General features: G+C 35.2%; 9 protein-coding genes. 6 read left to right on the forward strand and 3 right to left on the reverse strand.

All coding sequences use genetic code 11. From position 1 onward, the window contains the following. The first annotated feature begins 105 nt into the window (after window positions 1–105). From PKC55_RS11325 to speA, 5 genes are all read left to right on the forward strand, one after another. The gene (locus PKC55_RS11325) at window positions 106–366 is read left to right on the forward strand and encodes a hypothetical protein (RefSeq protein WP_291129007.1); all 261 of its coding nucleotides are present in this window, start codon (window positions 106–108) and stop codon (window positions 364–366) included. A 243-nt stretch (window positions 367–609) separates the two neighbouring features. Continuing rightward, on the forward strand, window positions 610–2,397 hold the full coding sequence (gene lepA, locus PKC55_RS11330) for a translation elongation factor 4 (protein WP_283687338.1): 1,788 nt from the start codon (window positions 610–612) through the stop codon (window positions 2,395–2,397). Window positions 2,398–2,518: 121 nt separating this feature from the next. Further along, complete coding sequence (locus PKC55_RS11335; RefSeq protein ID WP_291027540.1) at window positions 2,519–3,028, forward strand: flavin reductase; 510 nt, start codon at window positions 2,519–2,521, stop codon at window positions 3,026–3,028. A gap of 2 nt (window positions 3,029–3,030) precedes the next feature. Continuing rightward, on the forward strand, window positions 3,031–3,498 hold the full coding sequence (locus PKC55_RS11340; RefSeq protein ID WP_135106436.1) for a GyrI-like domain-containing protein: 468 nt from the start codon (window positions 3,031–3,033) through the stop codon (window positions 3,496–3,498). A 23-nt stretch (window positions 3,499–3,521) separates the two neighbouring features. Continuing rightward, complete coding sequence (gene speA, locus PKC55_RS11345) at window positions 3,522–5,414, forward strand: biosynthetic arginine decarboxylase (protein ID WP_135106438.1); 1,893 nt, start codon at window positions 3,522–3,524, stop codon at window positions 5,412–5,414. A 75-nt stretch (window positions 5,415–5,489) separates the two neighbouring features. On the opposite strand, the gene PKC55_RS11350 is transcribed toward speA, so the two are convergent. Both PKC55_RS11350 and PKC55_RS11355 read right to left on the reverse strand, forming a co-directional pair. Beyond that, on the reverse strand, window positions 5,490–6,752 hold the full coding sequence (locus tag PKC55_RS11350; RefSeq protein WP_291129010.1) for a type IX secretion system plug protein: 1,263 nt from the start codon (window positions 6,750–6,752) through the stop codon (window positions 5,490–5,492). Between the two features lie 156 nt (window positions 6,753–6,908). Continuing rightward, the gene (locus tag PKC55_RS11355) at window positions 6,909–8,177 is read right to left on the reverse strand and encodes a replication-associated recombination protein A (RefSeq protein ID WP_291129011.1); all 1,269 of its coding nucleotides are present in this window, start codon (window positions 8,175–8,177) and stop codon (window positions 6,909–6,911) included. A 402-nt stretch (window positions 8,178–8,579) separates the two neighbouring features. On the opposite strand from PKC55_RS11355, the gene dnaK reads away from it, so the two are divergent. After that, window positions 8,580–10,484, forward strand: coding sequence for a molecular chaperone DnaK (dnaK, locus tag PKC55_RS11360; RefSeq protein ID WP_252637303.1), 1,905 nt, complete (start codon window positions 8,580–8,582; stop codon window positions 10,482–10,484). Between the two features lie 96 nt (window positions 10,485–10,580). Here dnaK and PKC55_RS11365 read toward each other — a convergent pair whose 3' ends face one another. After that, on the reverse strand, window positions 10,581–11,615 hold the full coding sequence (locus PKC55_RS11365) for a hypothetical protein (RefSeq protein WP_291127093.1): 1,035 nt from the start codon (window positions 11,613–11,615) through the stop codon (window positions 10,581–10,583). Window positions 11,616–12,313: the final 698 nt, after the last annotated feature.

Genomic DNA, 12,313 nt, shown 5'->3' on the forward strand with positions numbered 1-12,313 from the left:
TTCATTATCTCTTTTTTTTCAAAATGACTATAAATTGATATTACTCTATATCTGAGAACTAAACACATGCTTAGAACGTTAAATAGGTTATAAAACAATTATATTATGAAAAAGATATTTTTTGCATGCCTTGTTGCATTTACACTTGCAGCTTGCGGACCAGTTTACAATACACAATTAAAACAAGTAGAACTGGGGATGACACAACGAGAGATCGTCTCACTTATGGGTGATAAATATTCAGTTGTCGACCAAAGAAATAATGGAGACCAGACTTTAGAATATGTAGATAAATTTAAAAACCACTGGTACTTTGTTTTTGTTAATGGACAACTAAATAAATGGTATAAGGAAACAGAGAAATAAAATTATATCAGAATAAAGAAATAGGATGTATCAATGGTGCATCCTATTTTTATTATATATGGACATAGTTTATATAAAGAATGATAATGCATTTATTTCTCATGATCCAATCTTTCTTTAAAGTCACTGAATTCTGTTTCTCGAATAGCCCTGTATTTTATATCTTTTTTGTATATTTGCAGCCTAATTTGGGGTAGTATATTTACTTCAAATCGATACACCAAAAAGAAGATTTATTATAGAATGGATAAAATACGAAATTTTTGCATTATAGCACATATTGATCATGGTAAAAGTACCCTTGCTGACAGGCTTTTAGAATATACAAAGACTGTTGAAGGCAAAGACTTGCAAGCTCAGGTACTTGACAACATGGATCTGGAACGTGAGCGTGGCATCACGATCAAAAGCCATGCTATCCAGATGGAATATGTATATAAAGGCGAAAAATATATTCTTAATCTGATAGATACTCCTGGACACGTTGACTTTTCGTATGAAGTTTCGCGCTCTATAGCAGCATGTGAAGGCGCCTTGTTGATCGTAGACGCGGCACAAGGGATACAGGCACAAACAATATCAAACCTGTATATGGCAATCGAGCATGATCTTGAGATTATTCCTATTCTGAACAAAATAGACCTGCCAAGTGCTATGCCTGATGAAGTTGAAGATCAGATTATAGAACTGTTAGGTGTAAAAAAAGAAGATATAATACGAGCCAGTGGTAAAACAGGAGAAGGCGTTTATACCATACTGGATTCGATTATAGAACGAATACCGGAACCACAAGGAGACCCCGAAGCTCCATTGCAAGCACTTATTTTCGATTCAGTTTTTAACTCTTTCCGTGGTATCATTGCCTATTATAAAGTAGTGAATGGAACAATTAAGAAAGGTGATCTCGTAAAATTCTTTGCAACAGGTAAAGAATATGACGCTGATGAAGTAGGTGTGCTAAAACTGGATATGTCTCCACGCAATGAAGTCAGATGTGGCGACGTTGGTTATATAATTTCAGGGATTAAAACTTCGAAAGAAGTAAAAGTTGGTGATACTATCACACATGTAAAAGGAGCGTGCGACAAGGCTATTGATGGCTTCGAAGAAGTAAAGCCAATGGTTTTTGCCGGAGTATATCCTATCGATAGCGAAGACTTTGAAGACCTACGCTCATCGTTAGAGAAACTTCAGTTGAATGATGCCTCTCTTACATTTCAGCCGGAATCATCTGTTGCCTTAGGATTTGGTTTCCGTTGCGGATTCTTAGGTCTTTTACATATGGAGATTATACAGGAACGCCTCGACCGGGAATTCAACATGGATGTGATCACAACTGTTCCAAACGTATCTTATATAGTTCACGACAAGAAAGGAAACACGAAAGAGGTTCACAATCCGGCAGGACTCCCCGACCCTACCCTGATAGATTATATAGAAGAACCTTATATACGTGCTTCGGTAATCACCAATACCACCTATATAGGAGCTATTATGACTTTATGTCTCGGCAAACGAGGTATCCTTATCAAACAAGAATATATCTCAGGAGATCGTGTTGAGATTATATATGATATACCATTAGGAGAAATTGTTATCGACTTTTACGATAAGCTGAAAAGTATTTCGAAAGGATACGCTTCTTTCGATTATCATATGCATGACTATCGTGAATCGAAGCTTGTAAAACTTGACATACTATTAAATGGTGAATCTGTAGATGCCCTCTCTACACTTACCCATGTTGACAATGCCGTAAACTTCGGACGTCGCATGTGTGAAAAATTGAGAGAACTTATTCCCCGTCAACAATTTGATATAGCAATACAAGCTGCCATTGGTGCTAAAATTATCGCCCGTGAGACGATCAAGGCCGTACGTAAAGATGTTACGGCGAAATGTTATGGTGGTGATATCTCTCGTAAGCGTAAACTTCTCGAAAAACAAAAAGAAGGTAAAAAACGTATGAAGCAGGTAGGAAACGTAGAAGTTCCTCAAAAAGCCTTCTTAGCTGTATTGAAACTCGATTAAATTATCTTTATACAGACCATTAGAATTAGTTTAGATATAAAAAAGTGACATCTAGAAACAGTACAAAAACTGTTACTTTTGTTACTTTTTAATTGAAAACGATATTGACAATTGCTAAATCATGACATCCTTTGAAAAAATAGATATAAAAGATTTTACTCCCGATTCATTTGGGTTAAAAAACAAATGGATGCTCGTTACTGCATCTAAGCCCGATGGAACAGTGAATACAATGACTGCAAGTTGGGGTGGGTACGGTGTGATGTGGAACAAAGAAGTAGTATTTGTTGTTATACGTCCTCAAAGATACACAAGGGAGTTTGTAGAAAGTACTGAATCTTTCTCTCTTACTTTCTTTGATAAAAAATACTTAAAGGACTTAAGTTATTTAGGTAAAGTATCGGGGCGTGATGAAGATAAAATCTCAAAAGCCGGACTAAATATTGCTTTCGATAAGAATATACCATATTTTATGGAAGCGGAAACAGCTATTTTTGTCAAAAAGCTCTTTGTCCAGCGCATTCAAGAAGATGCTTTTTTAGAGAAAGACATCATCGAAAGATGGTATCCCGAAAAGGATTTTCATTACTTGTATATTGCAGAAGTAACAAATATCTTAAAGAGGAAATAAGGATGAATCGTGAAGAAGTCACTCTGACTAAGTTTGTGGTTGTTGGAATATCTGTCCGTACTACGAATCAAAATCATCAATCGCAAGAGGATATTGCAAAACTATGGGAAGTTTTTTTCCGTAATGCTTACATTCAGCAACTGATGCCGAATAAGGTATCTAATGATATCTATTGCATTTATACTGATTATGAGAGTGACTATACAGGAGAATACACGACTGTATTAGGTTATAAAGTTTCCAGTGTTGAAGGGATACCTACAAATTTGGGATTGACTTTCAAAGAAATACCGGAATCAAAATATTATAAGTACCTTTCGGAAGGTGAACTGCCTTATGCCATAGGTAAAACTTGGGCACATATTTGGCAGTCTAATATAAAAAGACGTTATTTAGCAGATTTCGACATCTATGGTGAGGAATCGAAAGACCCTAAAAATGCTAAAATAACAACATATTTATCTATTTAAATAAATTTCACTTTACACAAAGAATGAGAAAATGGCGCATCGAAGACTCAGCTGAGTTGTATAACATCGCAGGCTGGGGTATTAATTACTTTTCTGTTAATGAGAAAGGTAACGTTGTTGTAACTCCGAGAAAAGACGGGGTGGCTGTTGATTTAAAAGAACTGATGGACGAATTGCAGCTTCGCGATGTGTCAGCTCCTGTTTTGATTCGTTTTCCGGATATCCTGGATAATCGTATCGAGAAAATTTCCACGTGCTTTAAACAGGCTGCCGAAGAATATGAATACAAAGGGCAAAACCATATAATATACCCTATCAAGGTAAATCAAATGCGCCCGGTGGTAGAAGAACTTATCAGCCATGGAAAAAAATTCAATATCGGACTGGAAGCCGGTTCTAAGCCGGAACTTCATGCTGTTATAGCAATCAACACCGATTCTGATTCGCTTATAATCTGTAATGGATATAAGGACGAAAGCTATATTGAGTTAGCCTTATTGGCTCAAAAAATGGGTAAGCATATATTCATTGTAGTTGAGAAACTGAATGAGATACCGCTAATTGCCAAAATAGCTAAAAGACTAAAAATAACACCTAATATTGGTATCCGTATCAAGCTAGCTAGCTCCGGTAGTGGTAAATGGGAAGAATCTGGTGGTGATGGAAGCAAATTCGGATTGAATTCGAGTGAGCTGTTAGAAGCTTTAGCATATCTTGAAAAAGCAAATATGCAGGATTCTTTACGTCTTATTCACTTCCATATCGGAAGCCAGATTACCAAAATTCGCCGCATAAAAACAGCTTTACGTGAAGCCGCTCAATTCTATGTACAGCTACATGCAATGGGCTTTAAGGTGGAGTTTGTCGATATTGGCGGAGGACTGGGCGTTGACTACGATGGCACACGTTCTTCTTATAACGAAAGTAGTGTAAACTACTCCATACAAGAGTATGTGAATGACTCTATCGCTACAATGGTAGATGCAGCTGATAAGAATGGCATTCCACACCCTAATATTATAACAGAATCGGGTAGATCGCTTACGGCACATCACTCTATTCTGGTATTTGAAGTATTGGAAACAGCTACTTTGCCTGAGTGGGATGAAGATAAAGAGTTGTCAGAAGATGACCATGAACTCGTTAAAGAGCTTTATCAAATATGGGACGATCTTAGCCAATCGCGTATGTTAGAAGCTTGGCATGATGCACAACAGATTCGTGAAGAGGCTCTTGACTTATTTAGCTTAGGAATGCTAACATTGAAAACGAGAGCGCAGGTAGAGCGTCTCTACTTCTCTATTGCCCGCGAAATATTCCAAATTGCAGGCAGAGCAAAACATGCTCCTGAAGAGTTGAAACAATTATCAAAATTATTACCGGACAAATATTTCTGTAATTTCTCTCTATTTCAGTCGTTGCCGGACTCTTGGGCTATTGACCAGATTTTCCCGATTATACCAATTCATAGATTGGACGAAAAGCCGGATAGAACAGCAACACTACAGGATGTAACTTGTGACTCTGACGGAAAGATAGATAACTTTATCTCTAACGGTAATCAGTCATCATACTTGCCGGTACATAGCATGAAGAAGAACGAATCATATTATCTCGGAGTATTCCTAGTGGGTGCTTATCAGGAGATATTGGGCGACCTTCATAACCTGTTTGGAGATACAAATGCGGTTCATATATCAGTTGATAAAGACGGATACAAGATAGAGCAAATGATAGACGGCGAAACCGTAGCAGAAGTATTAGACTATGCCCAATACAACGCAAAGAAGCTTGTTCGCACTGTTGAAACATGGGTTACTTCGAGTGTTAAACAAGGGACAATAACAGTAGAAGAAGGAAAAGAATTCCTATCAAACTATCGTTCAGGTCTTTATGGATACACTTACCTTGAATAATTAAAGTATAAGCATATATATTAAAATCCTCTTTACGCATTGCATAAAGAGGATTTTTTATTTAGGTTAATCACCTTATTTACTTCTTGATTGAATATTTTGTACGCCTATGAGGCTGTCGTAACGTTGTCCGGAAGGGCGATAGTAGACAAATATCTGATATTCATTTTCTGTTTCAAAATAATTACCTTCTATTGTTGCTGTTGAGTAACTGGCTCCCGGCTTAGTCAGATATTGATAATTATACAAACCTTGCTTTAAAAGCAGATCTATATAATATTGTCTGTGCTCTTCATCATATTTCATTCTGTATTTGTCGGTAAAGTTATTATCAGTAAAATTTCCATTAATAAAAATATCCTCACCTATCGGGTTGTCCATTGGTAGAGTAAATACCGTATTAAAGTAATCAGACTCTATCTCACTATCATTCGCATCGTTACTTCTAATATAAAATCTTCCATTTTGATCTTGATCATAACTATATGATCTCCCAGCTCTGATTTTATCTGGAACGATGTACATTGTATAATTAGGCCGATTATATTCAATGTGCTCTACATTCAAACCATTATATCTATAACTTGACGTTTCAAATCGACGGTATTCATTTCCAGCCTCAAATATCAGATTTCGATTGTGCTCATATATTAGTCTATCGGAGCTAACATAAGTAGGTTTTATTTGATGCCTTTCAGTGTCGAGGCGGTTGTTTTGCCAAGCAAAGATTTTCAATTCAGTAAAAGGATCTCTTATATTAAGATTCTGATGCAATATACTAAAAGACAACTGCTGATGACCTTTATTTGTATCAATATCCGTATTAGATGTTATACTTGAAGCGATACTTACTTGTGAATCTACGACAGAGAAACAAGCAGTAAGTAAAACTTCGTCAGGAGTACCATCTTCGTAAACTTCAACAACATAATTTCCTGATAATTTGACATTCACATCATTATTAGGCATATTAATAGCAAAGTAGGTATATTCTACGGTTGTATTTAAAGAAGAGGCATAATCATCTATCGGGTTATCATTGAATCCACTTAGATAATCTATCTCGGATATTCCACTGCTTCTTTTCCAGTATGCATCGCAATGGATTATCCGATAACGTAAACGATTCATTGAGTCTTCAGAAATACGATCGAAACTAATATGTACATAATCATTGCCATTCAATGCGATGATGGGATATGAATTCCAATCGTTATTTTTATTTACCTGTACGGTATATATATCATCAGATATTGCCTGTGTATGATACGCTTGCGAAAAAGTATATATACTCGTTAGGTAGAAGATTATAGATAGCAATAGTTTATTATTATTCATTATTCTAGACTTAATTATTGCATAGTCTTTTTTCAAAAAGTGACAAAAGTAACAGGTAATTGTCTATTTTTTCATGTCACTTTTGAGCTATAAAAGTAAACTACAATTCTATTATTAGATAATTTAAATTCTTAAAAATAATACTTGAGCAAGCGCTTAATACCGATCTTTCCAGAGTTTTTTGAGCCATTCCACTATTTTACTTTCAGCTGTATTCTGCTGGGGTCTCCAAAATTGTCTACCCTTTATCTCTTTAGGTACATAATCTTGTTGTACAAAATTATTTTCAAAGCTATGTGCATATTTGTATTCCTTTCCGTAATTCAATTCCTTCATCAACTTTGTAGGCGCATTACGCAAATGTAATGGTACAGGTAGATTTCCTGTTTCGTTGACTAAAGCTATGGCTTCATCTATCGACATGTATGCCGAATTACTCTTAGGAGATGTTGCCAAATATATAGTAGTTTCAGCCAGTACAATACGTCCTTCCGGCCAACCTATTTTATGTAACGTCTCGAAACAAGCATTAGCTAATAATAAAGCATTCGGATTTGCCAATCCAATATCTTCTGCAGCAGAAATAACAAGACGCCGTGCTATAAATTTCGGATCTTCACCTCCGGCCACCATCCGTGCCAACCAATAAATAGCAGCATCGGGATCGCTCCCTCGTATCGACTTTATAAAAGCAGAAATAATGTCATAATGCATTTCTCCTCCTTTATCGTATGCTGCCGGATTTTCTTGCAAACGTTCTGTTACCAGTTTATCGGTTATTGTGATCTTATCGCTTACTTCGGAAGAGATTACTAAATCAAGTATATTCAATAGTTTACGGGCATCACCTCCTGAAAAACGCAATATCGCATCCGTTTCTTTAAGTTCGATATCCCGATCTCTAAGTATTATATCCTGTGTTAAAGCTCTATGAGCCAGCTCTTCCAAATCCTCTTTACCTAACGATTGCAAGACATAAACCTGACAACGTGACAACAACGGGCGAATAACCTCGAACGAAGGGTTTTCTGTAGTAGCACCGATCAATGTTATTACTCCTGTTTCTACAGCACCGAGCAAAGAGTCTTGCTGTGATTTAGAAAAGCGATGGATTTCATCAATAAATAAGATTGGGCTTTTGGTATTAAAAAACTGATTCTTTTTAGCCAATTCAATAACTTCACGCACATCTTTTACACCGGAGTTTATGGCACTAAGAGTATAAAAAGGCGTATCAAGTGTATTCGCTATTATCTGAGCCAATGTAGTTTTGCCCACTCCGGGAGGACCCCATAGTAAAAATGAAGGGACTCTGCCCGATTCTATCATCTTTCGAAGAATAGCACCCTCTCCTACTAAATGTTTTTGTCCTATATACTCCTCGAGATTACGCGGACGTAAACGCTCTGCTAAAGGTTGGCTCATTGATATATTTGTTTAAGCTCTAAATATCCTCAAATCTACAAAAAGTTTGATTTAATAACAAGCCGGATTGCTATCCAACGGAACAGAAATGTATTAAAGCTTGATTAAGTTATTATTAAATATTTTCTTATTTGTGTCTTGTGTTATTATACTTATATGTAGTTTATAGTAGTCACTAAAATATATATAAAACAGAAAAAAGACAAATAAACACCTATAAATAAAAACATTAAATACATATAATAGAATCACCATCAATTCTGACAAATCGTCATATTTTATTTTTTTTATTGTCATCCTATATTTTGGCATAGCTTTTGAACAAAGGCTAATGTCATTGAAATATGAATTGAAAGAAATAATAATAGAAATTAATTAGAAACAATATAATAATATAATAAGATGGGAAAAATAATAGGAATTGACTTAGGTACCACAAACTCTTGTGTTGCCGTGTTGGAAGGTAACGAACCTATCGTTATCACAAACAACGAAGGAAAAAGAACAACACCTTCTGTTGTTGCTTTTATTGAGGGAAATGAACGTAAAATTGGTGATCCTGCAAAACGTCAGGCTATCACAAATCCGGAAAAAACAATATACTCCATAAAAAGATTTATGGGAGAAACATGGGATCAAGTTCAAACCGAAGTAACCCGTGTACCTTATAAAGTAGTGAAAGGAGATAACAATACACCACGTATAGACATTGACGGACGTCTTTATACTCCTCAGGAAATTTCGGCGATGATCCTTCAAAAGATGAAAAAGACAGCTGAAGACTATCTTGGACAAGAAGTAACAGACGCAGTTATTACTGTACCTGCATACTTTAGCGACTCGCAACGTCAGGCAACAAAAGAAGCCGGAGAAATTGCAGGTCTTAAAGTTCAACGTATCGTTAATGAGCCTACAGCTGCTGCACTTGCTTATGGTCTTGACAAGGCTCATAAGGACATGAAAATTGCAGTATTCGACCTTGGTGGTGGTACATTTGATATCTCTATCCTAGAATTAGGAGACGGTGTATTTGAAGTTAAGTCAACCAATGGGGATACTCACCTTGGTGGTGATGATTTCGACCAGGTAATTATCAATTGGCTGGCTGAAGAATTCATGAATGAAGAAGGCTTAGATCTACGTAAAGATCCAATGGCTTTACAGCGTTTGAAAGAAGCTGCTGAAAAAGCGAAAATAGAGCTATCAAGCACAACTTCTACTGAAATTAACTTACCATACATTATGCCGGTTAATGGTATTCCAAAACACTTGGTAAAAAATCTAACTCGTGCTAAATTTGAGCAATTGGCAGACTCACTTATCCGTAAGTGTATCGAACCATGTCGTCAATCGTTGAAAGATGCAGGATATTCTCCATCCGATATAGATGAAGTGATCTTAGTCGGAGGTTCTACACGTATACCTGCTGTACAAGCAGAAGTTGAGAAGTTCTTCGGAAAGACACCATCGAAAGGTGTAAACCCTGATGAAGTTGTTGCTGTAGGTGCTGCTATACAAGGTGCTGTATTAACAGGAGAAGTAAAAGATGTATTGTTGCTTGATGTTACTCCGCTTTCTCTTGGTATAGAAACAATGGGAAATGTGATGACTAAGCTAATTGAGGCTAATACAACTATTCCTACGAAAAAGAGCGAAACATTCTCTACCGCTGCCGACAATCAACCGTCTGTACAGATTGTTGTACTTCAAGGAGAACGTCCAATGGCGAGGGATAATAAACAAATAGGAGTCTTCAACTTAGACGGTATATTACCTGCACGTCGTGGTGAGCCTCAAATTGAAGTTACATTTGATATTGATGCCAATGGTATTCTTAGTGTATCGGCAAAAGATAAAAAGACCGGCAAAGAACAATCTATTCGTATAGAGGCTTCATCGGGTCTTACTGACGCAGAAATCCAACGAATGAAGGATGAAGCAGCAGCTAATGCAGAAGCAGATAAGAAAGAAAAAGAAAAGATAGACAAGTTGAATCAGGCAGATTCAGTTATTTTCCAAACAGAAAATCAATTGAAAGATCTTGGAGATAAAATTCCAGCCGATCAGAAAGCTTCTATCGAAGGTGCTTTAAATAAACTAAGAGATGCTCACAAAGCTCAAGATATTCCGGCTGTTGATTCTGCTATGGATGAATTAACTAAATTAATGCAGGAGTTGAGCCAAAATATATACAATCAGCAACAAGCAGGTGCTAATCCGGGACAAGAAGCCGGAGGTAATACTGGTAGCCAATCTAATGGAGGCGACAATAATGTAACTGATGTAGATTTTGAAGAAGTGAAATAAGCAAATAGAAACAGATAGTATATTTATTAAAAAGCTCATTATCCTATATTAGGTATAATGAGCTTTTTTGTATTGTATATAGAGTCCCTTTATTCATTAAATTTTGCTCCACAACTCAGAAAATAAAGCTAAAGATGATTCTATTCGAGCCATTGCGCTTCTTATATTTTGATGGTCGTATTCGCATTCTTCCAAATTGGAAAGAAGCTCTAAAAACATATTAGGTTGAATACCGCCCCATTCATGAAAAAAATTTAACAATTCTTCTTTTTTTTCTGAAGATATAGAATCAATGAAAACAATGCACACACGAGCAAAAGTAGAAAATATATTGGCTATCTCTATAGGTTGATAAAAACGCCCTCTATTAGTATAGTTAAAACGAATCTCTGCAATATAAATGAGTATCTTTTCGGATAGAAATATCATATTATTTGTTAGATCAGAATCACTGTCTTTATCTTGTATTTTTTGAATAATACTTTGAGATGAAATTTCGATCTCATTAAGGTGTTTTCCAAATAGTTCATAATATTTTTCGAGATCAGGATGGCTGCTCATCATTACGCTTGGAGGAATATAGTTCGAATCTATATCGTAATTATTATCTTCTTTAATAATCCGTCCTAAAATAAGATTATATATACCGAATTCTTCTTCCGGAATTTGTCCTATTGGTTGTATAGACAAATGATAGGTTTGTTTATAATTAGATGATGTTTCTTGAGTGTTTACAATACCTTGACACTTATTATAAAATGGTTCTACAACTAAAACAATATTCCAATGTTTATTATCTTCAATCTCTTGACTAAAATCATATTCTAGTCGCACAAAGTCAGAATGATTAATAGGCTTTATATCTATACGCCCACCTCTAGAGATAATAGCATTACATTGTTTCAACTCTATTTCTATTTTATCTCTATTTTTTTCTTTGATTTCCAGATCACATGATGATTTTTCACCTTTGCAAGGAGGCAATAAACCATAGCTGAAATTAGTAAATCTCACACTATTAAAATCACGAATCGCATCTGCATAATTACCCTCTGTTTGTTGCAAATGAGTTATTGATATCTTATTACCACCTACCAAATTTCCCATTCTCTTCTTTATAGGATTAAGCATATTGTTACCCTTTATTGTTGTTTGTTTATGATCAAATATAAGTATAGTTCTCCTGTACTTTTCTAATTCGTTTGTATCGGTCTTATTATAATCTTGTAAAAGTCTCTGAAATCATATACAATATATTATACTTCTTTGCTTGATTTTCTGCCTGCTTTATTCAATGATATATCCTAATATATTCAGAAATAGCAAAATATATAATATTTTTATTTTATGTCTCAATTATAATTAGGTGGTATATCCTCCTAAAAAGATAATTAATACATTATCTGTTCAATAAAATGATCAATAAATCCTCTTTTCTGAACAATTTTTTCAATATCAAACATATGCATAAAATTCATTGGAGCTTAATATAGCTTCATTAGTTTGCGTTATAAAACTTTTAATAGTTTGATTATTGCATATTTATGATAATGCAGAGCGTGCAAAGTTAGAAAAAAATATGAGAATTTATCTTTTAATTATTTGAAACTATATTAAGGTTTCTAAAAAAGGTAAAATAGAGGATGTAACATAAGAATAATTTAAAGATGAATATATTAGTATTTATTTCCATCATCTAAATAAAGAATCTCATTGGTATTATGAGATCCTTCTACTTTGTATGTATTTGTATCTTTCTATTATCCTTTGTATGCTTGGATTGTATAAATAGCAAAAGTCCGCATACAATTAGATGTATACGGACTTTG

Origin of the sequence: Dysgonomonas sp., from assembly GCF_035323175.1 — a bacterium.
Taxonomy (GTDB): Bacteria; Bacteroidota; Bacteroidia; order Bacteroidales; family Dysgonomonadaceae; genus Dysgonomonas.

Excerpts from the sequence above, each read along its gene's own strand:
- PKC55_RS11325 (WP_291129007.1), top strand. The coding sequence starts at position 106 with ATGAAAAAGATATTTTTTGCATGCCTTGTTGCATTTACACTTGCAGCT.
- lepA (WP_283687338.1), top strand. The coding sequence starts at position 610 with ATGGATAAAATACGAAATTTTTGCATTATAGCACATATTGATCATGGT.
- PKC55_RS11335 (WP_291027540.1), top strand. The coding sequence starts at position 2,519 with ATGACATCCTTTGAAAAAATAGATATAAAAGATTTTACTCCCGATTCA.
- PKC55_RS11340 (WP_135106436.1), top strand. The coding sequence starts at position 3,031 with ATGAATCGTGAAGAAGTCACTCTGACTAAGTTTGTGGTTGTTGGAATA.
- speA (WP_135106438.1), top strand. The coding sequence starts at position 3,522 with ATGAGAAAATGGCGCATCGAAGACTCAGCTGAGTTGTATAACATCGCA.
- PKC55_RS11350 (WP_291129010.1), bottom strand. The coding sequence starts at position 6,752 with ATGAATAATAATAAACTATTGCTATCTATAATCTTCTACCTAACGAGT.
- PKC55_RS11355 (WP_291129011.1), bottom strand. The coding sequence starts at position 8,177 with ATGAGCCAACCTTTAGCAGAGCGTTTACGTCCGCGTAATCTCGAGGAG.
- dnaK (WP_252637303.1), top strand. The coding sequence starts at position 8,580 with ATGGGAAAAATAATAGGAATTGACTTAGGTACCACAAACTCTTGTGTT.
- PKC55_RS11365 (WP_291127093.1), bottom strand. The coding sequence starts at position 11,615 with ATGCTTAATCCTATAAAGAAGAGAATGGGAAATTTGGTAGGTGGTAAT.